Annotated in this window: 22 protein-coding genes; 12 read left to right on the top strand and 10 right to left on the bottom strand. The window is 68.5% G+C overall.

Annotated elements, in window-relative coordinates; all coding sequences use genetic code 11:
• Positions 1-122: 122 nt before the first annotated feature.
• Positions 123-1523 (bottom strand): vWA domain-containing protein, encoded by a 1401-nt coding sequence (locus Q664_RS15235; protein ID WP_043395097.1) that lies wholly within the window; start codon positions 1521-1523, stop codon positions 123-125.
• A 69-nt stretch (positions 1524-1592) separates the two neighbouring features.
• A complete protein-coding gene (gene cglC, locus Q664_RS15240) occupies positions 1593-2075 on the bottom strand; it encodes an adventurous gliding motility lipoprotein CglC (protein WP_052518136.1) in 483 nt (160 codons plus the stop codon).
• A gap of 301 nt (positions 2076-2376) precedes the next feature.
• Between cglC and Q664_RS15245 the strand changes: the two genes are divergently transcribed.
• The 6 genes from Q664_RS15245 to Q664_RS15270 all read left to right on the top strand — a co-directional run bounded on the left by Q664_RS15245 (position 2377) and on the right by Q664_RS15270 (position 8940).
• Positions 2377-3219 carry an outer membrane beta-barrel domain-containing protein gene (locus Q664_RS15245; protein ID WP_043395101.1) on the top strand — a complete coding sequence of 281 codons (843 nt, stop codon included), beginning with the start codon at positions 2377-2379 and terminating at the stop codon, positions 3217-3219.
• Positions 3216-4025, top strand: a complete 810-nt coding sequence (locus tag Q664_RS15250) for an outer membrane beta-barrel domain-containing protein (protein ID WP_043395103.1) — start codon at positions 3216-3218, stop codon at positions 4023-4025. Before Q664_RS15245 ends, Q664_RS15250 begins: the two co-directional genes overlap by 4 nt.
• The gene (gltC, locus tag Q664_RS15255) at positions 4022-6013 is read left to right on the top strand and encodes an adventurous gliding motility protein GltC (protein WP_043395105.1); all 1992 of its coding nucleotides are present in this window, start codon (positions 4022-4024) and stop codon (positions 6011-6013) included. Before Q664_RS15250 ends, gltC begins: the two co-directional genes overlap by 4 nt.
• A gap of 85 nt (positions 6014-6098) precedes the next feature.
• Entirely contained in the window at positions 6099-7127 is a 1029-nt protein-coding gene (gene plsX, locus Q664_RS15260; RefSeq protein WP_043395107.1) for a phosphate acyltransferase PlsX, read from the top strand.
• Positions 7124-8161, top strand: a complete 1038-nt coding sequence (locus Q664_RS15265) for a phosphatase domain-containing protein (RefSeq protein WP_043395108.1) — start codon at positions 7124-7126, stop codon at positions 8159-8161. The genes plsX and Q664_RS15265 overlap by 4 nt, the downstream gene beginning before the upstream one ends.
• Positions 8158-8940 (top strand): sugar nucleotide-binding protein, encoded by a 783-nt coding sequence (locus tag Q664_RS15270; protein WP_043395110.1) that lies wholly within the window; start codon positions 8158-8160, stop codon positions 8938-8940. The genes Q664_RS15265 and Q664_RS15270 overlap by 4 nt, the downstream gene beginning before the upstream one ends.
• Positions 8941-8966: 26 nt before the next feature.
• On the opposite strand, the gene Q664_RS15275 is transcribed toward Q664_RS15270, so the two are convergent.
• From Q664_RS15275 to Q664_RS15295, 5 genes are all read right to left on the bottom strand, one after another.
• On the bottom strand, positions 8967-9515 hold the full coding sequence (locus Q664_RS15275; protein ID WP_052518137.1) for a hypothetical protein: 549 nt from the start codon (positions 9513-9515) through the stop codon (positions 8967-8969).
• An 88-nt stretch (positions 9516-9603) separates the two neighbouring features.
• Positions 9604-12045 (bottom strand): ATP-binding protein, encoded by a 2442-nt coding sequence (locus Q664_RS15280; RefSeq protein ID WP_152622117.1) that lies wholly within the window; start codon positions 12043-12045, stop codon positions 9604-9606.
• A gap of 128 nt (positions 12046-12173) precedes the next feature.
• On the bottom strand, positions 12174-14012 hold the full coding sequence (locus tag Q664_RS15285; protein WP_043395112.1) for a M48 family metallopeptidase: 1839 nt from the start codon (positions 14010-14012) through the stop codon (positions 12174-12176).
• A 74-nt stretch (positions 14013-14086) separates the two neighbouring features.
• Positions 14087-14911 (bottom strand): SDR family NAD(P)-dependent oxidoreductase, encoded by an 825-nt coding sequence (locus Q664_RS15290; RefSeq protein WP_052518139.1) that lies wholly within the window; start codon positions 14909-14911, stop codon positions 14087-14089.
• A 161-nt stretch (positions 14912-15072) separates the two neighbouring features.
• Entirely contained in the window at positions 15073-16584 is a 1512-nt protein-coding gene (locus Q664_RS15295) for a tannase/feruloyl esterase family alpha/beta hydrolase (RefSeq protein ID WP_043395113.1), read from the bottom strand.
• Positions 16585-16734: 150 nt separating this feature from the next.
• Here Q664_RS15295 and Q664_RS57720 point away from each other — a divergent pair, with 150 nt between their 5' ends.
• Complete coding sequence (locus Q664_RS57720) at positions 16735-16905, top strand: hypothetical protein (RefSeq protein ID WP_200883705.1); 171 nt, start codon at positions 16735-16737, stop codon at positions 16903-16905.
• An 18-nt stretch (positions 16906-16923) separates the two neighbouring features.
• On the opposite strand, the gene dsrP is transcribed toward Q664_RS57720, so the two are convergent.
• From dsrP to Q664_RS52140, 3 genes are read right to left on the bottom strand one after another with little or no spacing between them, the layout of a single operon-like run.
• Positions 16924-18165, bottom strand: a complete 1242-nt coding sequence (gene dsrP, locus Q664_RS15300; RefSeq protein WP_043395115.1) for a sulfate reduction electron transfer complex DsrMKJOP subunit DsrP — start codon at positions 18163-18165, stop codon at positions 16924-16926.
• Between the two features lie 3 nt (positions 18166-18168).
• The gene (locus Q664_RS15305; RefSeq protein ID WP_043395116.1) at positions 18169-19074 is read right to left on the bottom strand and encodes a 4Fe-4S dicluster domain-containing protein; all 906 of its coding nucleotides are present in this window, start codon (positions 19072-19074) and stop codon (positions 18169-18171) included.
• Entirely contained in the window at positions 19067-19687 is a 621-nt protein-coding gene (locus tag Q664_RS52140) for a hypothetical protein (protein WP_152622118.1), read from the bottom strand. Before Q664_RS52140 ends, Q664_RS15305 begins: the two co-directional genes overlap by 8 nt.
• Before the next feature lie 191 nt (positions 19688-19878).
• Here Q664_RS52140 and Q664_RS15315 point away from each other — a divergent pair, with 191 nt between their 5' ends.
• Genes Q664_RS15315 through Q664_RS15335 form a run of 5 tightly spaced genes read left to right on the top strand, consistent with a single transcriptional unit; the run spans position 19879 to position 24140 of the window.
• Positions 19879-20124 carry a hypothetical protein gene (locus Q664_RS15315; RefSeq protein ID WP_043395118.1) on the top strand — a complete coding sequence of 82 codons (246 nt, stop codon included), beginning with the start codon at positions 19879-19881 and terminating at the stop codon, positions 20122-20124.
• Between the two features lie 2 nt (positions 20125-20126).
• Positions 20127-22547 carry a molybdopterin-dependent oxidoreductase gene (locus Q664_RS15320; RefSeq protein ID WP_043395120.1) on the top strand — a complete coding sequence of 807 codons (2421 nt, stop codon included), beginning with the start codon at positions 20127-20129 and terminating at the stop codon, positions 22545-22547.
• Positions 22544-23329: a nitrate reductase cytochrome c-type subunit gene (locus tag Q664_RS52145; RefSeq protein ID WP_052518142.1), complete on the top strand. Its 786-nt coding sequence runs from the start codon at positions 22544-22546 to the stop codon at positions 23327-23329. The genes Q664_RS15320 and Q664_RS52145 overlap by 4 nt, the downstream gene beginning before the upstream one ends.
• Complete coding sequence (locus Q664_RS52150; protein WP_052518143.1) at positions 23326-23808, top strand: 4Fe-4S binding protein; 483 nt, start codon at positions 23326-23328, stop codon at positions 23806-23808. Before Q664_RS52145 ends, Q664_RS52150 begins: the two co-directional genes overlap by 4 nt.
• Complete coding sequence (locus tag Q664_RS15335; RefSeq protein WP_043395122.1) at positions 23805-24140, top strand: hypothetical protein; 336 nt, start codon at positions 23805-23807, stop codon at positions 24138-24140. The genes Q664_RS52150 and Q664_RS15335 overlap by 4 nt, the downstream gene beginning before the upstream one ends.
• The last annotated feature ends 141 nt before the right edge of the window (positions 24141-24281 follow it).

Here is a 24281-nt window from a genome sequence, read left to right on the forward strand (position 1 = left end):
GTACGGCCAGCAGGTGAAATCCGAGGGGCAGGGGTCCTCTTCTGGGACCCGGGCTGGCAACCCAGGGCTCTCGATACCCTCACCCTGTCCCTCTCCCGGCGGGGGAGAGGGGAGGGTGGGGCTCAGTAGGTGGAGCCGAGCTTGCCAAAGCTCTTCATGGCCTTGGACTTCGTGCGCTTGACCGCCGCCCCCACGGACTCGTCGTCGGAGGCCTGCTCGTACTCCTGGAGTACCGCCTTCTGCTCCGCCAGATCCGCCGCCACCGCCGCCGGGCTCGCCACCGCCCCGGCCTCGTTGAAGAGCGCCTCGTTCTGCATCACGTAGCCCTTCGCCTCCTCCTTGCGCCCTTCCCTCAGGGCCTGCGCCGCCAGCTTCAGGTTCTTCGCGCTCATGGCCCGCGTCGCGAACACCGTGGCGTCCTTGTCCTGGCGCGCGAGCACCTCCTCCCGCCGCTCCGTCACCATCGCGGACAGGCTCGCCGCGCTCTCCACCCCCGCGCTCTTCAGCAGATCCGTGTACGCCAGCTTCAGTCCCGTGACGTCCACCGCGCTTCCCACCCGTGCGCCCACCACCGTCACCCTCGCCACCACGCGCTCCACCTGGCCCGAGGAGAAGTCCGGCAGCGGCACCCGCACCGTGCGCCCCTCCTGGTACGAGCGGTAGCCCAGCACCTCACCCAGGGTCACCCCCTCGGGCAGCTGGAAGCGCAGCTCCACGCCGCGCGCCACGCTCGTGGACGCCTGCTGCAGGTCCTTCTGGAAGAGCGAGGCCAGCTGTCCCGCGTCCTCCAGGAAGCCGTATGCGCCCGCCCCGTACTCGGCGAAGCCCTGCATCAGGTCCTCGTTGAAGTCCGTGCCCACGCCGATGGCGCTCACCGTCACCCCCTCGGAGCGGATGCTCTTGACGATCTCCGTCAGGCTCGCGTCGTCGGTGATGCCCTCGGTGGCCTGGCCATCGCTCAGCAGGATGATGCGGTTGACGGTGTAGTCGCCCCGGAGGGCCGCCACGTGCGATTGGCCCGCGTGCAACCCCGCGCCGATGTTGGTGCCTCCGTCGTCCCAGATGCCCTCGATGTACTGGAGCATCCGCTCGCGGTTGGCGGGGGTGGCCGCCAGGCTCGGCAGGCTCTTCACGTCCGAGCCGTAGTGCACGATGGCCAGCCGGTCCGTCGGGCCCAGCAGCCCCACGAGGTGCCGCGCGGCCTGCTTGGCCTGTTGCAGCTTGTAGCCGCTCATGGAGCCCGAGCGGTCGATGACCACCGCCAGGTTCACCGGCGTGCGCTTGGAGCCCGGCACCTCCACGCCGGTGATGTCCACCGTGACGAAGAGGTCCGCGCTTCCCGGGGTGATGTAGGGGTGGGACAGGCGGCTCGTCATGGTCAACGAGCCGTTGGAGGCGGTTGCGGGCCGGGGCGGCTCCACCGGGGTGGCCGGGTGGGGCGGCGCCACGTGGGGCAGCCCCAGCACCAGGGCGGTGAGGGCGAGTCCGGCGGCCAGGGAGACGAAGGCGACCGTCTTGTTCATGACAGAGGGCTCCTTGCGGCGAGGGCCCCGCTGTCCACGTACGGCGCGCGGAAAAGTTCTACGCCGTTTTCACGGCGTGGTGGGATTGCCCGCGCAGAAGTAGGGCGAGTTGTTGTCGCCGAACGTGTTGCGGTACGTCACCGGGTCGGTCTGGCGCAGGTCGTCCAGCGCCTGCTGATCCAGCAGCAGGGCGCGGCAGCTCATGCGGTCCTTCACCGACTCGAGCGCCTCCGGATCGGTGACGCCGCACGGGTCCACCAGCTCGTTCGGCTGGCAGGCCTTGCTGCAGTAGCCCGCGACCTGCCCGTTCTCGGCCGTCTCGATGGGCATGTCCGCGTCCTTCACGCAGATCAGATCCTCACAATCCAGCGAGCCGAAGGAGATGAAGTCCTGGCCCTCGGACAGGTCAGTCGCCACGACGGGGTCCGATTCCCTCCCGGAGCCCTCGGCGGCCTTCTTCACCAGCAGGCACCGCTTCCCAATATCGGAATTGACCTTGCACCCGCCGCACAGCAGCACGGCGCTCACCAGCAGGGCCAGACGCGAAGACATCGACGTGCACCTCATGAGGCTCATGTGGGCCGCCACCGTAGCACAGTGCCTCCCCATGCCAATCGCACCTTGGTCGCATGGATGCTCTCTCGGCGAGGGCACTGGACACTCCCCCTGCAACAATACCGAGTGGATACACAAAGCGGCGCTGGGGGTGTTACCCGGGCGCATACAGGGGGAGCAGGCGAGCGGAGTTCGGTTGATGGGTTGTGAGTGTGACGGATAGGATGCCCCTGCCTCAGCCTCCGATTTCGAAGGTGTATCGGCGGGTGGACGCCCCCATGACACGGAGCTCCCGGAAGTGAATCGCCTCCAGGCCATCGTGCTCGCGCTGTGCATCGCGCCAGCCTCGGCATTTGCCCAGAACCAGGAAACGGGGCTCGGACTCGATCTGAGCAGCGGTGAGCAGAAGCCCCAGGAAGAGACCGACACCAGCGCCGAGGCGCCCACGGAGGAGCCGCCACCGCTGCCTTCCTCCGTGGCCGAGGCGCCGCCGGCCGAGCCGCTCTCGCCGGCGGATCGCGATGTCACGCTCGACGACCGCGTCAAGAGCGTGCAGCGCAAGGTGTACTTGAAGAAGGGCCGCTTCGAGCTGGCGCCCTCCGTCACCTTGTCGGTGAACGATCCGTACTACACCAAGTTCGGCGCCGCGGTGCGCGGGGCCTACTACCTGGCGGATACGCTGGCGGTGGCCGGGCGCTTCTCCGCGATGCAGGTGCTGCCCGAGGATGACGTGCGCATCGCCAAGCGCACCTTCGACAGCCGCATCTTCTACTCGGTGCCCCAGTGGTCGGCCATGGGCGACGTGGAGTGGAGCCCGCTCTACGGCAAGGTGGCCTTCCTCAACGACATCCTCCACTTCGATGCCTACCTCCTGGGCGGCCTCGGCGTGGTGAACACCGAGACTTCCAGTGTGCTGATGACCAGCGGGGCTCCCCGCGGCCCCAGCTTCGCCGCGGACCTCGGCCTGGGCCTGCGCTTCGTGGCCCGTGACTACCTCGCGGTGAACGTGGCGCTCATCAACACGACCTACGTGGATCAGCCCCTCAACACCAGCAAGGGCGCCACCCAGAACCTCATGACCCTCAATGCCGGCATCTCCTTCTTCTTCCCGATGAAGTCGACCGGTCGGGAGTCCGAATGAAGACCGCTACCCGTCTGCTGATCGCGCTCTGTCTGGCGCCCGTGCCCGCCCTGGCCCAGGACGCGGCCTCCGCGCCCGCTCCGGCGCCCGCCGCCCCGGCCAGGCCCGCCCCCTCCTCGTCCGCCTCCTCCGAGCAGGAAGCCGGCGACGTGTCCGAGGTGGACAAGGATCGTCTCGGCCCCCTGCGCGAGCGCGTCCGTCCCGTCTCCGGCCACCTCTTCCTCAAGAAGGGCCGTTTCGAGTTCAGCCCCTCGGCCACGCTGTCCATCAAGGATGCCTTCTTCTCGAAGTACATCCTGGGCGGCACGCTCACCTACCACCCCACCGAGACGCTGGGGCTGAGCCTGCGCGCCGGCTACTCCATCAACACGGTGGCCAGCGCGGCGCAGATCTGCACCTTTGGTGCGGACGGCACCCGCGGCTGCCGCCAGCCCACCTACGCGGATCTGGATGGCGAGGCTCCCGGGCAGATGACCCTGCTGGGCGGCGTGGACGTCCAGTGGGCCCCCATCTACGGGAAGATCTCCCTGCTGGCCGAGCAGTTCCTCCACTTCGACCTGTACGGCGTGGCGGGGGCCACCGCGGTGCAGTACCGCGGGCCCGCCAAGACGGCGGAGCTCACCGGTGGCGGCAACATCGGCGTCGGCATGCGCTTCTTCCTCAACCGCTGGGTGACGGTGCGCACCGAGTTCCGTGACCTGATCTACGTCGAGAAGGCCCTCAACCCGGCCACCACGCTGCGCAACCAGCTGCTGTTCGAGCTGGGTGTGTCCCTCTTCTTCCCCTCCGCCCATCCCGAGTCATGAAACGTCTGCTCCGGCCCCTCTGTCTCGCTACCCTCGGGCTCTCGCTGGCGTGGGCGACGCCCTCGCCCGCTCAGAGCTTCGAGGGATTGGATCTCTCCCAGCCCAAGAAGAAGAAGAAGACCCGCAAGCCGCCGCGGGGCAAGAAGCCCACGGCCACCCAGGCCGCGGAGGACGACTCCGACTCGGACTCCGACTCGTCCGACACCTCGGCGACCACCACCCCGGCCGACACGGGCACGGCGACGTCCGCTCCCGCGGCTCCCGCGGCGCAGGACTCCTCCGCCAACCAGGGCGGCATGGGGTTGGACCTGACGGCGGACACGCCCAGCCAGCCCAAGGCCGCGCCCACCATGTCCTTCGACGCGGTGGACGTGTCCGGCAAGAGCGGTGACCGTCAGCGCCTGGACGTGGCCATCGCGCTCTTCAAGAACGAGGAGTACGAGAAGGCGGCGATGAGCTCCTTCGAGATGCTCCAGGACGCCAAGCTCGCCGGCCTCCACATGGAGGCGCGCTACGTGATGGCCAAGGCCCTCTACCGCATGGGCCTGTACCACTCGTCGCTGGGCGAGTTCTCGAAGATCCTCGCCGTCGGTCCCGAGACGAAGTTCTTCCGCACCAGCCTGGAGTGGCTCTTCTTCATCAGCCGCAAGACGAAGAACGAGACCGTCATCCTGGATGAGATCGCCCGCTACGCGAACCAGGAGTTCCCCGAGCGCTTCCGCAGCGAGTTCCACTACCTGCTGGCCCGCTACCACTTCGTGCGTGGCCGGGCGTTGGATCAGGTGGGCCGTGCCGAGGACGCGGACAAGAGCTTCAACGAGGTGAAGCGGCTCACGCTGCTCATCCCCAAGACGGACGTCTTCTACCCGCGCGCCAAGTACCTCGAGGGCCTGGCCTTCTTCCGCTTCGGCAACCGGGCCACCAGCGCGGCCGCCAGGCGCACGGACATCAACACCGTGGGCGCCATCGAGGCCATGAAGGAGATCATCCGCGTCACCCGCTCCGGCGCGGGCCTGGACGCCGAGCAGGCCGCGGCCAACCAGAAGCTGCGCGAGCTGGCCTTCATGCAGCTGGGCCGTACCCACTACGGCATGCAGCAGAACCGCTACGCCCTCTTCTATTTCAACAAGGTGGAGCGCGGCACGTCGCAGTGGCTCGAGTCCATGTTCGAGTCCAGCTGGGCCAACTACCGCGTGGGCCAGTACGAGCAGGCCCTCGGTAACCTCATCACGTTGTCCTCGCCCTTCTTCCGCGAGGAGTACTTCCCCGAGGCGATGATCCTCAAGGCGGTCATCTATTACGAGAACTGCCGCTACCGGGAATCCAGCCTCATCCTCCAGGACTTCGAGCGCACCTACCTGCCGGTGCATGATCAGCTGGAGCTGATCACCAAGAAGCAGCTGGAGGCCAGCGAGTACTACGGCGTGCTCTCCGACGTGCAGAAGAAGAACAAGGAGGGGCTGGAGAAGGGGGAGACGGACGTCATCCTCGAGCGCATCCTCCGGCTGGCCCTCACGGACCAGGACTTGAAGAAGACGAACGAGTCCATCCTCGAGCTGGAGACGGAGATGGACACCTTCGGCGAGAAGGGTGACACCTTCCGCTACTCCGAGCTGTCCAAGCAGCTGCTCGAGGGCCTGAAGACGCAGCGCACCAGCCTCATCGAGAAGGCCGGCATCATGGCCAAGGGCAAGCTGGAGGCGGAGCTGGTGGCGCTCAAGCAGCTGCTGGCCAACGGTCTGCGCATCAAGTTCGAGACCGTCACCAAGGAGAAGGAGTTCCTGGAGGAGCAGCTCAAGGCCGGCGGCAAGACGGCCATCGTCAAGAAGTACAGGTACTCGGTGGCAGTGGCGGATGACCAGCTCTACTGGCCGTACGAGGGCGAGTACTGGCGCGACGAGCTGGGCACCTTCCAGTACACCATGACGAAGGGCTGCATCCAGCGCGACACCGCCAACCGGACCATCCAGGCCAGCGAGACCAACTGAGCCCGGACTCCCAGTGACTCAGGGGCTGGATCCGAGTGGATCCGGCCCCTTTTCGTTTGCCACGAACGTGTAAGATGGTGCCGTCATGGCCACCAAGCTCATCACCATTGCGTTCGACGTGATGGGGAGCGACCACGGCCCCGCGGAGGTAGTCAGGGGCGCCGCGCAGCTCTCGCTGGAGTCACCACACATCCACGCCTTGTTGGTGGGGGATCGCGCCCTCATCGACGACGCGCTCGCCGAGACCAAGCACAGTGGCGAGCGCATCTCGGTGCAGCACGCCTCCGAGCACATCGGCATGGACGAGAAGCCCGGCGAGGCGCTGGCGCGCAAGCCGGACGCGTCCGTGTCCGTGGCGGCGCGGCTGGTGGCCGAGGGCGAGGCGGATGCGCTCGTGTCCGCCGGCAACACGGGCGCCTGCGTGCTCTCGTGCGCCCGGCACTTCCAGTTGCTGCCCGGGGTGCGGCGCGCGGCGCTGGCGGCCGTGTACCCCACCCGCGACAGGCATGGGGAGAAGGCGGATCCGTTCTCGCTCATCCTGGACGTGGGCGCCACGGTGGAAGCCACCGCCGAGGACCTGGTGACGTTCGCGGTGATGGGGGCGGCGTACGCTCGCATCATCTCACGCAACGAGAATCCCAAGGTGGCCCTGCTGTCCAACGGCACCGAGCCCAACAAGGGCCCGCGCCAGGTGGTGGAGGCGCACGCGGCGCTCTCGGCCATGGCGGGGCTGAAGTTCATCGGGAACGTGGAGGGCGTGGACATTCCCAAGGGCACCGCGGACGTGGTGGTGACGGACGGCTTCGTGGGCAACGTGTGCCTGAAGATGCTCGAGGGCGTGCACGATACGGTGGTGGAACTGGCCCAATACGCCTACAAGGAGAGCCTGCGCTGGCGTGCGGGCCTGGCGATGCTGTCCGGGGGCATCCAGCGCATCAAGGACATCACCGACTGGGAACAGTACGGGGGCGCACCGGTGCTCGGCTTCGATCGCATCTTCATCAAGGCGCATGGCCGCTCGAAGGCCCGGGCCATCTCCAACGCCGGCAAGGTGGCCGCCAAGGCGGTGGCCCATGAGTTGGGCAAGGCCATCCAGCAGGGTCTGGCGCGGTGAGTCTTCCGGATCGCATCGATCCCAGGCCCCCGCGGCGCATCTACCGCTGGGACCTGGACAAGACGTACCTGCAGACGGAGTTCGACTCGCTCCGGGATCTGCTGCGCACCGCCTTCCAGAAGGCCCACGAGAAGCAGGCCGTTCCGGGTGCGTCCGCGCTCATCCGCGAGCTGGCCTCCAACGGGGACTCGCGGCTGTGCATCGTCTCCGGAAGCCCCAAGCAGCTGCGCTCGGTGTTGGAGGAGAAGCTCAAGCTGGACGGGGTGGTGTGGGACGAGTTTGTCCTCAAGGACAACGTGGGCAACCTGATGCGCGGGCGCTTCCGGGCCCTGCGCGGGCAGGTGGGCTACAAGCTGCCCGCCATCCTGGAGAGCCGCGCCAACGCGCCCGTGGAGGCCGAGGAGGTGCTCTTCGGCGATGACGCCGAGGCGGATGCCTTCATCTACTCGCTCTACGCGGACATGATCGCCGGGCGCGTGGACGAGCGGGTGCTGCAGCAGATTCTGGATGCGGCCGCGGTGTACCCGGACGAGGCGAAGCGGGTGCTCACCGCGTGGAAGAAGACGCCGGTGGCGGATCCCGTGCGGCGCATCTTCATCCACCTGGACCGGCTGACGCCGCCCGCGCACTTCGCCAACTACGGCCCGCGCGTGGTGCCCGTCTTCAACTACTTCCAGGCCGCGCTGGTGCTGCTGGCCGACGGGCACCTGACGGCCCCGCAGGTCATCAAGATCGCCGTGGAGATGGTGCAGTCGGCGGGGCACAACATCATCACCCTGTCCAACTCGTTCCAGGATCTGCTGCGCCGGGGCCTGCCGCTGCAACAGGCGGCGGCGGCGCTGGTGCAGGCGCTGGAGGGGCCCAACGCGCTCATCCAGGCGCTGCGGCCGATGCCGGACATCATCTCCGCCTTCACCAAGCGGCTGGCCGCGCTGGGCACGCCGCCCCCGCCGCCCCCGGCCCAGGCGGTGGACTACCTGGAGCTCATCCACCACGCCCTGCCGCGGACGCACAAGGGGCGCAAGACGCAATGAGGGCCATCGTCACGGGTGCCCATGGCACCGTCGGCTCACGGCTGTGCGAGGACCTGCGGCGCCACGGTGTCGAGGTGTTCTGCTGGGACCGGGACAGCGTCCCGGTGGACGACTACTGGGCCATGGAGCGCTTCGTGCGCTCGGTGGCGCCGGACGTGCTCTTCCACCTGGCCACGGCCTCGCGGCCCACGGGACGGGCCAACGAGTCGTGGCTCATCAACTACGAGTGGACGAGCGAGCTGGCGTGGCTCACCCGGCAGCTCGGCGTGCGCTTCGTGTTCTCCAGCACGGCGATGGTGTTCTCGGACCAGGCGCGCGGGCCCTTCACGGTGGACTCGGAGCCGGAGGCCCCCGAGGGCTACGGGTACGAGAAGCGGCGCGCCGAGACGCGGGCCTTCGAGCAGAACCCCGAGGCCCGGGTGGTGCGGCTGGGGTGGCAGATCGACGAGCGGCCCTCGGGCAACAACATGGTGGCCTCGCTGGAGGCGCAGATGCGCGAGCGGGGCAGGGTGGAGGCGAGCACGCGGTGGTTTCCCGCCTGCTCCTTCCTGGATGACACCGTGAGGGCGCTCCAGGCGCTCGCGTGGGCCGAGCCGGGGCTCTACCTGCTCGACGCGAACGAGCGGTGGACGTACCACGAGATCGTCCTCGCGCTGAACGAGCGGCTCGGTGGCCGGTGGCGGGTGGAGCCCACCGAGCACTTCGTCTTCGATCAGCGGATGATGGACGACCGGGTGGTGCTGCCCTCGCTCAAGGCCCGGCTGCCGGGCCTGCGCTGAGGCCCGGCCTTCGGGGAGCGCGTGGCTCAGGTTCCGGTGTGGGGCAGGGAGGCGATGTTGGAGGCGCGGCTGAGCTGCTGCTGGGGCCGGCCCTGGGCCTCCATCATCAGATGCTTGACGATGTTGCAGACGCGGCGGCCCTCCTGCTCGTTGATGTTCTGGCCCTCGATGACCGAGCGCTTGAACTCGATGCCACTGAGCACGCCGGAATTCTCGATGATGCCGAGGCTGAGCGTCTTGTTCAGGAAGTAGTAGAGCAGACCGAGAACGATGCCCAGGCCGAAGAACCCGCCGAGCGCCACGCCGATCGCCACCGCGACCTGCCACGGCTTGGCGTAGCCGAAGTACGCGGAGCTCAGGTTGGCCAGCGGAATCACCCGCTGCTGGAAGCCCGCCAGCGAGCCCGCCTCGAAGTAGACCGTGTCACGATCGACCCGCAGGGTCGTGGTCGCGTCGATGCCCAGCACCGACAGCAGCCAGGAGAAGAAGCCCTCCTGCCGCCCCACGATGGAAACGTAGATGCCATCCGCGCCCGGCGTCTCGGTCGCGGTCCACGACTTGATCACAAGTGCCATGAATCCCCCTCACCGCTCACGTGGAACGTGAACGTGGGCCCTCCCATAGCCGCCCGGTTCTCCGGGTGTCAAATCCCCAACGGGTTTCTCACGCCGGCACCGCGTTCCCCGGCTCGGGAGTGCCCGAGGAGGCTCGCGGGATGGGCAGGGTGATGCGGAAGGTACTGCCCCGTCCCACTTCGCTCTCCACCGTGATGTCGCCCCCCATGCCCGTCACGATGCCATGGCAGATGGAGAGCCCCAGCCCCGTTCCCGTCCCCACCGGCTTGGTGGTGAAGAAGGGATCGAAGATGCGGTCGCGGAGCTCGGGGGCGATGCCACACCCGGTGTCCTGGACCTCGATGACGACCCGCCCGGCGATGGCGCGCAGCCTCACGCGCACCTCGTTCTCGCCGGGCAACCCGTCGGGGACCGCCTGGGCGGCGTTGATGAGCAGGTTGAGCAGCACCTGCCCCAGCCGCCCCTCGCTCGCGCGCACCAGCGGCACCGGCTCGAAGTCCTTCACCAGGCGCGCGCGGTGGCGCAGCTCGTTGCGCACCAGCCCCAGGCTCGATTCGATCACCGCTCGCACGTCCACGTCGGAGAGCTGCTCGCCCTCGTCGCGTGAGAGCGTCCGCAGGTCGCGCACGATGTGCCGCACCCGCTCCGCTCCCTGCTTCGTCTCGCGCAGCACGTCCTCCAGCTCCCGCAGCCGATCCTCCGGGAGGAGCTCCCCGAGCAGCTGGCACTCCTCCTCGAGGAAGCCGAGGTTGGAGAGCACGAAGGCGAGCGGGTTGTTGATTTCATGCGCCACGCCCGCGGCCAGGGTGCCCACGCTCGCCAGCCGGTCCGCGAGCAGCAGGCGCGCCTGCATCTGCTTGCGCTCGGTGATGTTGCGCGCGCTCACCACCGTGGCCGGCTCGCCGTCGAAGAGCAGCCGCAGGGCGCTCAGCTCCGCCGTCATCACCTGGCCGCCCGTCCGGAGGAAGCGCACCTCGCGAATGGTCGCGGGGCCCTGCTCGAGCGAGCCCTCGAGCACGTTGGCCGCCGCGCCCCGGTCATCCGGGTGGATGAGCTCCAGCAGGGACCGCCCGGCGAGCTCCTCCAGCGAGCGCTGATCCAGGAAGGTGAGCCCCGCCGGGTTGATGTAGAGCAGGTTGCCCTCGCGGTGCGCGAAGATGGCCTCGGGCAGCCCCTCGATGAGCGCGCGGAAGCTCTCCTCGGAGCGGCGCAGCGCCTTCTCGGCGTGCTTGCGCGCGGTGATGTCGATGGACACGCCTCCCAGCAGCCGGCGGCCGTTCGCATCCCGCAGGGTGAATTTGTGGCTGAGCCAGTGGTACTGCGTCCCATCCGGCGAGGGCACCACCTGCTCGGACTGGAGGGGCTGCCCGCTGGTGAGCACGGCCTGGTCCTCCCGCTTCAGCCGCGCGGCCGCCGTGGGAGGCAGCAGCTCGGAGTCCTCCAGTCCCCACATCGACTCCGCGTCGCGTTGGAAGAAGCGGGCACACGGCTCGTTCACCCACACCCGCCGGCCCTCCTCGTCCTTCATGTAGGCCAGCACCGGGCTGTGGTTCATGAAGGAGTGGAAGAGCTCCTGGCTTTGCTGGAGCGCGGCGAGCGTGGCGGCGAGCTCGTCCACCAGGGACTGCTTGGCCTCGAACTCGGCGGCGTTGCTCAGCGCCGCTCCCAGCAGCCGGCCCATCATCTCGAGCGTCCGGACGTCGAGGTCATCGTAGGCGTTGGGCTCGGAGTAGCTGACGTTGATGGCCCCCACGGTGCTGCCCACCCGGCGCAGCGGGACGATGATCATCGAGCGGATGCCCGTGGTGCGCGTGGCGGACACGTTCACCCGGGGGTCGTTCTCGGTGTCCCGGGTGTGGAGCACCTCGCCGCGCAGGATGCTCATCCCCGTGATGCTCTGGGCGAGCTTCAGCCGGAAGCCACGATGCGGCATCGAGGTGCCGTGCGTCACCTGGTAGACGAGCTCGTCGCCCTCGGCCAGGGCCACCGCCGTTCCGGACGCACCACACAGCCGCATGGCGCGCTCGGCGATGAGCGACATCACCTTCTCCAGCTCGAGGCCGGCGTTCGCGATCTCGCTCTGCGTCTGGATGATGGCCGAGAGCCGGTCGTGCACGTCCCGGGAGTGGGGATCCTCCAGGGGGGCCTGCATCCCGATCCGCCTGCGCCGGGCGAGCCACTCGAGCCGGGTCTGGAGCTGGGCGGGCTCGAAGGGCATGAGCAGGAAGTCATCCACCGCCGCGGCGAGCAGCGCGTCCAGCGGCACCTGCTCCGCCGACGCGGTGACGAGCGCCAGGAGGAAGGGCCGGGGCCGCATCTCCGAGGTGCGCAGGCGGGCCATCTCCTCGGCCAATGCGAGGCCCGTGCCCACCACCAGGACTCCTTCCACGCCCTGGAGCCGCGGGTCCGCCTGCTCGACCGCCGTGGCATGGCGCACCCCGTATCCCCAGTCCGAGAGGAGCCGGCCCACGGAGCACCCGGGGTGCGGACTGACGAGGAGCAATTCCATGTGCTCGCGATGGGCAGGCATCCAAGCAGTCCAGGTCCGCGAAGGCGGGCGGTGCCGGGCGGGTATCATTCTAGCTCCTGGGCCCCAGGAGGAATAGGGCTTCCCTTGGGACCCGCGAGAGCGGGCATGCGAGCAACCGGCCCGTTCGCTCACGCCGCCTGCTGGGCGTTCTTGCGGTGCTCCTCCATGGTCTTGTGGCGCCCGAGGTAGTGCCCGAAGGCCTGGAGCATCCCGTCCCCGTCCTGCAACTTGCTCAGGCAGATGGAGCGCTTGCCCTTGAACAGGCCTCCTCCCTCGAGCTGCACGTCCAGGTACTTCTTGAACAGGCGCTCCTCGGTGGTGGCGGACTTCACCTGCTCGAGGCGGACGGGCTCCTCCCACTCCGTGCAGCTCACCTGCGCGTAGTCCAGGTGGACCTCCAGCCCGGCCTCCTTGCCCTGGAAGGTGAGGGCGGGGAAGTGCTTCTCCACGTGCTGCCGCTCCTCGTCGGTGGACGGCACGTACCGGTAGGCGAGCACCAGGTCATGCGCCTTGGAGAATCGCTCCTCGTACGCGCCCCACAGCCGGGCCTCGATGGCCTCCGCCTCCAGGATGGCGCTCACCCAGGAAACGCGGGTGGGCTCGAGCAGCACCTTCACCACGTCGTCCTGGGAGAGCGTCTCACCCACGTTCTCCAGGCGCGCGGCGAGCGGAGGGTGGGAGTCGAACGGGTGCGGCGTCACCGAGCCATGCAGATCTCCGTGCACGGCCTCGGAGCTGGCGTACTGCGCGAAGCCGAGCGCGACCCGCTGCGCGATGGCCACGCTCCGCTGCTGCTCTCCGCGGGCGAAGAGGTCCGCCTCCACGCGGTCACGGAAGCTCGCGTACGCGCCCACCTTCACGAGCGAATGCGCGATGTCCCGGCCCGATGTGACACCCGCGGCGAGCCGGTCCGCGGCCAGCTCGCTCGCGCGCCGGCTGCGCCCGAGCGACAGCTCTAAGAGCCCGCGGTAGGCCACCATGAAGTGGAAGATGGGCAGCGTGAGCAAGCCCTCGCGCAGCGCCTGGAGGTAGTTGCCGAAGCGCGCGAGCATGGGCGCGAGCCGCTTGCCGTGGCCCGTGTCTCCTCCGAGCAGGTGCCCCATCTCGTGCGCCAGCACCGCGTCCGCCTCGGACTTCTCGAGCATGCGCAGCAGGGACAGGCTCACGTAGAGCGTCCGGCCGGTGAGCTTCCGCTCTCCGACCTGCACCTCGCTCTCGGTGACGAAGAAGTTGGTGTCGATGCCGGCGAGGATGTGGTCCGGCGGCTGCGTCTTCAGCTTCTCGCACAGTTGGCGCACGTGGGCCCAGAGCTCCGGCGCGTGCGACGGCTCGATCACCTCCGCCTCCACCTCGAAGTCCATGGCGGGGCGGCGGAAGATGGCGGCCACCACCTGGAAGAGGGCGAAGGCCGCCAGCAGACCGATGATGCCGATGAGCTTCGGGTAGTAGCGGTTGAACCACACCGCCGTCACCCAATAGGACAGCCACACGGCCAGGGCTCCCTGGGCGAGCGCCTGCAACGCTCCGGTGACCCGGAGCACGTTCCAGCCCACCACGAAGCTGCCGTACTGGAAGGGCCGCGAGATGAACGCCGCCAGCGCGCACATCAGGGCGATCATCCCGGAGGCGAGCCCCAGCAACACCGAGCCCAGTGCCAGCAGGCCCATCAAATCGAACTGCTCCAGGTCCGAACACGCCTCACCGAGCTTGTTGCGGAACCCCGCCAGCTCCTCCGACGTCGAGAGACAGGCCTCCGAGGCCGGGACGGTTCGGAAGAACTCCAGCAGTTCCTGCCGCATCGCTTCCTCGAGCGAGGTGTCCTGGGTGAGCTGGCTCTCGATGGCGGTGAGGAAGGTCTGGTCGAAGCGCGAGGTGGCGTGGCTGGAGAACCAGAGACCGAAGAGGGGGAGCGCGAAGAGCCAGAGGGCGGGCAGCGCGTAGACGCGGAGGAAGCCGGGAAGGTTCATGGCGGGCGGAGGAATGGAAGAAACTCCGACCCTATCGCGTGGACTGGCGCCCTGGGGAGCCCCCTGGCTCCGGACTACTTGTGCTCGGGCTCTGGATCGGACCCGGAGCCCGGCTCGGACATCAGCCGGTGCAGCTGGACCTTGGCGGGATCCGGAAGCACCCGGGCCACGGCGGCCTGGAGCCGCGTCTTGACCGAGCCGGCGAAGACCTTCTGCTCGCCGGCCATCATCGCCTTGAAGCCCTGGCGCGCGACCTGGGCCGGATCGTCCTTCTTCTGCTGGCCGACCCGGGTGTCATCCATGCCCGCGCGGTGGAAGAAGTGGGTCTCCGTGGGGCCCGGCAGGAGCGCGGTGACACTGACGCCCGCGTCGGCGAGCTCGTTGCGCAACGCTTCCGAGAACGACAGCAGGAAGGCCTTGGAGGCGCCGTACACCGCCTCGAAGGGCGCGGGCATGATGGCCGCGATGGACGAGGTGAAGAGGATCCGGCCGCTGCCGCGCTTCACCATGTCCCGGGCCACCCGCTTGGCCAGGTGGACCGCCGAGGTGACGTTCAACTGGATGAGGTTGAGCTCGTCCTTCAGCTTCGTCTCCGTGAACTCGCCGCCCACGCCAACGCCCGCGTTGATGGCGATGGCATCCACGGGCCGGCCGAGCGACTGGATCTTCGCGTAGAGCCGCTCGACACCGTCGTAGGTCGCGAGGTCGACCTTCAGGCTCTCGATGTGGGCGCCATTCGCGAGGCTCCGCGCGGCCTCCGTGATGCCGTCGTCCTCGGCGGCGATCAGCACGTCGAAGCCGTTCTGGGCGAACTGTCTGGCCAGCTCGTAGCCGATGCCGCTGGAGGCACCGGTCACGACGGCGAACTGTCTGGGGTTTCCCTGGGTCGACGAAGCCATCAGCCCTCTCCTGGTGTGGAGGCAAAGACGCTTCGCTCAATGTTCGGCGGGCCCCTCCATCTGGCCACGGCCCCTCATCGGGCAGCAAGGCGGGCGGACGAGGGAGCGATGGACTCCCTCCCCGCTTTCTCCAGCGGGAGGTCCAGCGAGGATGGTCCGGCTCAGGGGTCCACGCAGGTGAAGCTCTCCGCGCGCGTTTCGTCTCCCGAGCCGTTGTAGCGCGGATAGCGCGGGTACTTGCACACGGGCCGTGACAGGACGGACTCCCCCGTGGCGCTCCGCTTGTGAGCCACCAGCTTCGCCTGGGAGGGCGGCACTCCACGCTCCACCCAGCCCTCCAGCGCGGAGAGGAGATCCACCTGGGACGGTCCGGCGCCTCCACTGCAGTGATTGACGCCCGGGGCGGGGAAGTACTCGACGAAGGTATCCGCGGCTTCCAGTCCTCCCGCCGCGCGGACCAGCGCTTCGTAGTACGCGGCCGTGCCCCGCCAGGTGATGATTCCGTCCGAGCCACCATGTCGCAGGATGAGCTTGCCGCCGCGAGCCCGGAAGCGGCTCAGGTCCGTGTCGTTGGCGGAGACCCGTGCCGTCACCGCGTCGACACGGGCACGCCACTCGGAGGGCTTGAAGGTCAGCGCGTCGAAGGACGCATCCTGGGTGATGAAGTAGCGGATCATGTCCTGGGAGAAGCGATGGCCCGCCGAGCGCCCGAGGTTCCCGTCCGCGGAGAGCCACGGGGCCCAGCCGCCGGGGTCCACCGCGTCGCCTGGGCCCCAACCCAGGTGCAGCGTCTTTCCGTCGACCACGTAGGGCGCGGCGAGCGCGCGGGCCGAGGCCACCTGGGCCGGCGTGAGGCAGTCGTCGCCGCTGGCTCCCTGGCACTGGAGGACGGCGGGATCGAACTGGCAGGCGGACGGGTGGGAGATGACGCCGTCGGCGAGGCCATCCTTCGCGTCACACGCCGCGAGCAGCGCCCGGCCCAGATTCGCGAGCTGTGCGCGCGAGGGCATGGCGCCAGGTTGGATGAGCCGCTGGGTGTGGTGGTTGAACGCGAGCATCATCTCCACGAAGTCGTAGGCCGGGGCGTGGACGATGATTCCGTCGAAGTCCTCGGGCCAGCGCTGCGCGGCGATCAGCCCCTCGCGGCCTCCATTGGAGCAGCCCTCGAACCACGTCTTCGTGGCGTCACGGCCGTAGTGCTCGCGGATGAGCGCCCGGGCCACGGGCAGCACGCGGTGGACGGACAGGAAGGCGAAGTCGTCGAGTCTGGCGGGGTCCGCCGCGAACGAGCCATCCAACGCGCCTCCGGTATGGCCCCCGTCCGAGGCGACGGAGGCATAGCCCCTGGAGATGTATTCATCCCCGGGGATGATGAAGCCGTCATAGCCACCACCCCCGTTGTAGACCGTGCGGCCATTCCACGCGGTGGGCAGCCGCACCTCGAAGTGGAGCGAGGGCGGCAGCATGCCCTTCACCTCGCAGTACTCCGGCAAGGCACTGGTCGCGGCCTTGAGGGTGGCGCCGGTGAGCGTTGCCCCCTCCACGGTCCTGACGCGCAGGCCTTCGCAGAGCCTCCGCTGGGACACCGCGGGAGGAGGCGGATGCGTGCACGTGGCCGCGCTCAGCAGGAGGAGGACGAGTGCGGGCGGAAGGGTCCGAGGGCTCTGTCGCATTCCCCGAGCCTACGCGTGGGGCGAGCGTCAATTGAATGGCCTGGCGCTCTGGTACTCCTCGGCGCTCGGCGGGTACTCGGACCAGAAGTACAGCGTGCCCGAGTGGCCCATCAGCGTCTCCTGCTTACCGGCCGTGTCCGCGTCGGAGACATGGTTGGCTTGCTGACCCCGGGGCTCTTCGAGCCGTTCTTCTGGACCCTGGGCGACCCCTATGCCGGGTACGTGTATCCCCAGACACCTCCGCCCTTCAGGTTTGATCGGGTCCTCTCGAAGCTGAACGGGCTGGATTTGAAGCTCGTCGGAGCGCCCCCCGCGAAGTGAACGAGCCTGCCTCCGGTGTCAGTGTCGAGCGGCGGCATGCGAGGCCGCGAGCTGGCCGCTCAGCACGGGCAGCGCCACCTTCACCGCCACGGTCAGCACCATCAGCCCGAAGGCCCAGATGCCCGCGGTGATCTTCCACTCGGTAAGGGTAGGTACGTACTCCACCACCTCGTGCAGGGTGCTCGGGACGAAGCCAGGGATGATGAGGCCCATGCCCTTTTCAATCCACACGCCCGCGAAGGCCAGCGCACACGCCAGGTTGAGCAGCCCCACATGCCTCCGCGTGGCCGGTAGGTGCACCAGCACCGCCGCGGTGATGTTGAGCGCCACCGCCGTCCAGATCCACGGCACCAGCGCGTGGTGCCCGTGCGAGCCGAAGAACAGGTAGCGCACCGCCGTGGCATGCGAGCCGCCCGTGTAGAAGGCGGTGAACAGCTCCGAGCCCAGCATGAACAGATTGAGGAGCACCGTCACCCGCATCACCGACGTCAACGTGCGCAGCGGGCCCTCGCCGATGGGCAGCCCCGTGAAGCGGCGGATGACCTGCAGCAGCACGATGACGAACGCCGGGCCGGTGATGAACGCCGAGGCGATGAACCGTGGCGCCAGCAGCGCCGAGTTCCAGAACGGCCGCCCCCCGAGTCCGCTGTAGAGGAACGCCGTCACGCTGTGGATGCTGATGGCCCAGAAGATGGAGAGGAAGACGAACGGCAGGTACCACTGTTTGCGCGGCTTGCGGCCGAGGAAGCGCATGTAGAGGAGATAGCCGCAGATGTGCAGATTGATGAGCAGGTAGCCATTGAGCACCACCACGTCCCAGGTGAGCATGGACACCGGCCAGTTGAACCGGCCAATCCCTGGCAACAGGTGCCACGCCCGCTCCGGGTGCCCCATGTCCACCACGATGAACAGCAGGCAGATGGCGATCGCCGCGATCGCCAGCAGCTCGCCAATCAGCGTGACGTCGTGCATCTCGTGGTCGTGGTACAGGTACGCGGGGATGACCATCATCACCGCGCCCGCCGCCAGTCCCACCCCGAAGGTGAAGTTGGCGATGTACAGGCCCCACGAGACATGGTCACTCATCCCCGTGAGGGCCATGCCCTCGGCCAGTTGGTGCGCCCAGGCATTGGCACCCACCAGCGCGATGGCCGTGAGCACCGTCATCCACGTGTAGAAACGCCAGCTCCCGTCCGTGCTCATCCACAGGAGCCGGCCCAGGAACCGCGGGTAGTCGAGCAGGTGACGGGTCGCGGTCATGGCTCACTTGTCGAAGAAGTAGAAGAAGCGGGGGCGCGTCCCGAGCTCTTCCTTGAGCACGAAGACGCGCTTGTTCTCGAGCACCCAGCGGATGGGGCTCTTCGGATCCAACAGGTTGCCGAACACCCGTGCCCCCGTGGGACACGCCTCCAGGCACGCCGGCAGCCGGCCCGCCCGCGTACGGTGCAGGCAGAAGGTGCATTTCTCCACCACGCCCTGCGGACGCACGCGGTTGGAGAGGTAACCCTGGTCCGGGTTGAGCTCCTCCGGCGGAATCTCCGGCTTCGTCCAGTTGAAGCGCCGCGCGTGGTAGGGGCACGCCGCCTCGCAGTACCGGCAGCCGATGCACCAGTTGTAGTCCACCACCACGATGCCGTCCGGCTCCTTCCACGTCGCCTGCACCGGGCACACCTTCACGCACGGCGCGTTGTCGCACTGGTGGCACTGCACCGGCAGGTAGTACTTCCCCTCGGCCGGCACCGGGTGGTCGTAGTTCGCGTTGCCGTGCTCCAGGTCCAGGCTGCCCTGCTGCATCTCCAGCACCCGGATGTACGAGTTCCCCGTGCTCCGGTCGTGATTGTTCTCCTGGTGGCACGCCTCGGCGCACCGGCGGCAGCCGATGCACACGCTCAGGTTCAGCGCATAGCCGAACGACACGCCCTCCTGTGGCGGCAGATCCTTGATGTCCACGTCCCGGCCGTACTTCTGTTTCGCCTCGGCCTTCAGGTGGACGAGGATCCGCGCCATCTCGTCGCGCGTCAGCTCCTTGTAGTGCTTCTGGAGGAATTCATCGACGGTCAGGTCCTTCGACCACTCGGTGAGCGGCGCCATCGCGTGCGCGAAGGCCGCGGCCCCGAGCGTGGCCCCGGCGCCCTTCATCACGGTGCGGCGGGAGAGGATGTCACTCATGGCCTCGGGCCTCCTTCGTGTCCGTCCCGCCCTGTGCGGCCGGGTGGCGCGGAGGCATCACCGGATGCCCTCCCGCGTACTTTGGCGAGTGCGGATCGTGGCAGCTCACGCAGTGGTTCCGCGTGCGGTCTCCCCGCGACAGGTCCCAGTAGCCCGTCATGCCGCCGTGTGCCCCCGCCTTGAAGTCCCGGTACTGCGGCCCGTGGCACTGCGCGCACAGCGTCAGCGCCTCCGTCATCGGCAGCGGCTCGCCCGTGGCCAGGTGCAGCGAGCGCGGCTGGTTGGCCTGGTGGCACGAGGTGCAGGCGAGCTCACCATGGCGGAACTGGAGGCCCTGGTGGAACTCCTTCAGCTCCTCGGGCCGCGAGGGCATGGGCTTCGTCTCACGCAGCGAGTGGCAGCTCTCGCATGACACGCGAAGCGGCCGGCCCAGCGCGTCCTTCTGGTCGCTCTCCACCGAGGTGAGCTTCGCCGGCTGGTGGAGTGTCTCCCCGCCGGTGGGCGCCCCCGGGGGCGGTTGGAAGCGAGCGGGCTGATCCTTCCCGCAGCCGCCGAGCGCGAGCAATCCAGCGGCGAGCGCCGGGCGCATCCATCTGTCGAGAGGGGTCTCCACGGGCATCTGCGCAAAGCAGTGTCCGTGCCAGCACGGCTCGTCCCGTGGGCCCGCCTCGAAGAGGTCCCGGTTCGCTCGCCTGCCCGCGAAAACCCTGCATCCGGGAAACAGCTTTGGGCGCAGGCTTTGCGTCACCTCCGCCGTCTTCTCTCTCGGGCCGGGGTGGTCCGCCTCTTGCTCATGGCGCCTGTATGCCCATCAGCAGCCTGGTGCTCACCCTCGATGCCTCTCCCGAACTGAGGGCGAGCGCGCTTCGTGAAGTCGCTCGAGACCCGCGCATCACCCTGGGGCCGCCCCTGGAGGAGCGCTGGCTGCCGGTGGTGACGGAGACCGGCAGCCTTCCCGAAGGGGAGGCGCTCGCCGAGTCACTGAGGGATGTACCCGGAGTGAGCTTCGTGGACGTCGTGATGGTGGATTTCTCCGAGGAGGAGCGCTGAACATGGATCGCCGGGACTTCCTCAAGGGCACGGCCATGACGGCGGCGACGCTGGCCGCGAGCCGCCTCGCCTATGGCCAGGACAAGGCCGCCGGGACTCCGCCAGCGGCCGCACCGGGTGGCCAGGGCGTGCAGTGGGACAAGGCGCCCTGCCGCTTCTGCGGCACCGGCTGTCACGTGCAGGTGGGCGTGCAGAACGGCAAGGTGGTGGCCATCGCGGGGGATCAACAGGCGCCGGTGAACAAGGGCCTGCTGTGCGTGAAGGGCTACCACGTGGGGCTCGCCCTCTATGGGAGTGACCGGCTCACCACGCCGCTCCTCAAGAAGGGCGACAAGCACGTGCCCATCAGTTGGGAGGAGGCGATCGACATCGTCGCCCGCCGAGTGCTGAAGGACCCCAAGGGCTTCGGCATCTACGGCAGCGGCCAATGGACCATCCCCGAGGGCTATGCCGCCTCGAAGTTCGTCAAGGGAGGCCTCGGCTCCAACCAACTGGATGCCAACGCGCGGCTGTGCATGGCCTCGGCGGTGACGGGCTTCCTCGCCACCTACGGCGTGGATGAGCCCGCGGGCTGCTACGACGACCTCGACGCCTGCGACGTGCTCATCATGTGGGGCAACAACCCCGCGGAGATGCACCCGGTCCTCTTCTCGCGCGTCATCGACCGCCGCTCTCGCGGGGAGAAGGTGACGCTCATCGACATCGGCACGCGCAAGACGCGCACCAGCGGGTTCTGCGACCACTCGCTGCGTTTCAAGCCGAACACGGACCTGGCCATCGCGTGCGGCATCGCCCACCTGCTGGTGGAGAACGGCACCTACGACAAGGCCTTCGTCGAGGCGAACTGTGCCTTCCGTGCTCCCAGCGAGCCCGCCACGCTCGAGGGCAAGGCCATCACCTTCGAGGAATACCGTGAGCTGCTGAAGCCCTACACCCCGGAGAAGGTGGAGGAGATTTCGGGCGTTCCGGCGAAGGACCTGCGGATGCTCGCGGACCTGTTCGGCCGGCGCGACGTGCGCATCACCAGCCTGTGGTGCATGGGGATGAACCAGCACACCCGGGGCACGGCCATCAACAACCTGGTCCACGGGCTCCACCTGCTCAGCGGGCACTTCGGCAAGCCGGGCGACGCGCCCACGAGCCTCACCGGCCAGCCCTCCGCGTGCGGCACCGTGCGCGAGGTGGGAACGCTCGCCCATGCGCTCCCAGGCGGTCGCGTGGTGGCCAAGGCCGAGCACCGTGCGCAGATGGAGGAGATCTGGAACGTCCCCAAGGGCCGTCTCCACGACAAGCCTGGCTACCACACGCTGGAGATGTGGAAGCGTTTCTCCACGCCCACCGAGCAGGGCGGGGACATCCACACCATCTGGGTCCAGGTCACCAACCCCGCGCAGACACTGCCCAACACGCACAAGCTGGTGGATCCCAGCCGCAAGCTCGCCGACAAGTTCCTCATCGTCTCGGATGTCTATCCCTCGGCCACCGCGCGCATCGCGGACCTCATCCTCCCCTCGGCGATGTGGGTGGAGAAGAACGGCATGACGGGCAACTCCGAGCGGCGCACCCAGCAGTGGTTCAAGATGGTGCGGCCTCCCGGCCAGGCCCGTGACGACGCCTGGCAGCTCATCGCCGTGGCCCACCGGCTCCTCGCGCTCGGCTTCGAGGGCATGAAGGACAAGGACGGCCGCTTCCTCTTCGAGGTGAAGGGCAAGGATGGCAAGCCCGTGCCCCTCTGGGACTTCGCCCACTACTACGACGTCAACGTGGACGAGCACCTCTTCGAGGAGTACCGGAAGACGACTCGCATCAAGCACAAGGACCTGGCGCCCTATCCGGAGTACGTGAAGGCGCGCGGCCTGCGCTGGCCCGTGGTGCAGCAGCCGGATGGCGGTTGGCGCGAGACACGCTTCCGCTTCGCGGGCTTCGACGACCCCTATGTGAAGAAGGGGCGCGACATCCAGTTCTACCACTCGACCACGCACGACGACCGGGCGCAGATCTGGTTCAGCCCCTACGAGCCTCCTCCCGAGTCCCCCGACACCGAGTTCCCCTTCTGGCTGTGCACCGGCCGCGTCATCGAGCACTGGCACTCGGGCACGATGACCATGCGGATTCCGCAGCTCCAGCGCGCCATGCCCCAGGCCTATGTGGAGATGAATCGCGCGGATGCGCGGCGGCTCGGGGTGGGCAATGGGGATCAGGTGACGGTGGAGACGCGGCGCGGGAAGTTGGACCTGCCCGTGTGGATCGGCGGCCGCGGTGAGCCGCCCGAGGGCTCGCTCTTCGTCCCGTTCTTCGACGAGCGGTTGCTCATCAACGGGCTCACCCTCGACGAGCATGACCCGTTCTCCAAGCAGCCCGATTACAAGAAGTGCGCGGCGCGCGTGCGACGGCGTGAGCTCGTCGCGGAGAAACAGGGATGAGCCCCGAGGGTGGACAGGGCAGTGGGCTCGGGGCGCGCTGGCTCCACGTGGGAGCCGCCGTGGCGGTGGCGTTCGCGGCCACGGGTTTCTTCGCCGGCCTCCGTGCGCCGGAGATGCCGGAGCGTCCGGTGGCCTCGGATCCCCACGCACGACGGGCCGAGCGTGCTCCGAGCTACGGCGAGCTGCGCGAGCAGCGGCGGGGAGACAACGCGCGCATGTACGAGGGCGCCATCGAGTCGCTGTCGGAAGAGCCGTTTCCGGTGAAGCCCCTGCCCGTGGCCACCCCCGAGCAGCGCGCGCGGGCCGTGGCTCAGCGTCAGGGTCACCGCGCTTATGACGGGGCGCCGCCCACCATCCCCCATGAGATAGACCAGCGTGAGGTCCCCGGCTGTCTGGCCTGCCACGGAAAGGGGATGACGCTGGGCAACCGGGTGGCTCCGAAGATCAGCCATCCGCCGTACCAGAGCTGCACCCAGTGCCATGTGGTGGGGGACTCGCCGCGCCCGCTGGCCCCATACAAGGACATTCCGGGGAACGGTTTCGTGGGACTGGCCTCGGCGGGGAAGGGCGAGCGGGCGTGGCCAGGGGCTCCGCCGACCATGCCCCATCCGACGCTCATGCGGGACGATTGCGCGAGCTGCCACGGCCCTCGTGGTCTCCCCGGGCTGCGGACCTCACACCCCGAGCGGCTGAACTGCCAGCAGTGCCATGGGTCCTCGGCGCGGCTCGACCAGCGCGGTGGGGCAGGGGGGCCTGGTCTGGTCATGGAGGCGCGGCCATGAGTTCCCAGGTCACGCTCAGCCGCCGAGCGTTCCTCGGCTTGCGGCGGTGCGAGGAGGAGCCCAGGCCTCCCATGGCGCCGGCTCCCGTGTCCGCGCCTGTCGCTTCCGAGCCCGGCTTCTCGCTCGAGGCGTTCTATGCCTCCCGTGCACGCTCGGGCGAGGTGACGGGCCATGCGCTGCCGGTGTTTTCCTTGCGCGAGGGGCTCGCCGTTCCGCAGGAGGGCCTCCGCCGGATGGAAGTGCCGGTGGCGGGGATGAGCGTGCGGGTGCGTCCCCAGCTCTGCCTCGCGTGGCAGGGCTCGTTCTGCGGAACCTGCTCCGAGCGCTGCCCCGTCGAGGGCGCCATCGTCATCGAGTCGGGCCGTCCGAGCGTCGTGGAGGCGCGATGCAACGGCTGCGGCCTCTGCGTGCGGGCGTGCCCGGCTCCGCTCAACGCCCTCGAGCTCCTTCCTCCCCGCCAGCAGGTCCCAGCACCATGACGACAGGTATCCGCCTCGCGAATGTGTCTCCCGAGAACGCCGCGCTTCCCCAGTTGCAGGACGCGATCCTCGATCCAGAGACCCTGGCGCAGTTGTTCCGGGACATCCAACGCTGTGCCGTGGTGCACGAGGTGCTGCTCAAGGGGAGCGCCTCGTTGATGGCCTCCGAGAAGTCCGTCCAGCTCGATGACGCCGAGCTGGCGCTCCGGGAGAAGTGGGTCGTCGGCGTGCAGATCCGTTACTGGTACGAAGGCACGAACTGGTGGGACACGCTGATGCACACCCCCCGAGGGATCCGGTTGATCCGCATCGAGCACCGGCTCGGGGGGTAGGGCGCCTCACCCTCTACCGGCTGGACATCACGACGCGCGGCCAGGACTCGCTCAGACCCAGCGTGTCCGTGGTGCCAGTTGTCTTGAAAGGGGAGGTGCGCGAAACGCGCAACCCCTAGCTCGGCGGGTTGTAGTCGCGCC

It is taken from the genome of Archangium violaceum Cb vi76 (assembly GCF_000733295.1).
In the GTDB taxonomy this organism is placed as follows: Bacteria; Myxococcota; Myxococcia; order Myxococcales; family Myxococcaceae; genus Archangium; species Archangium violaceum.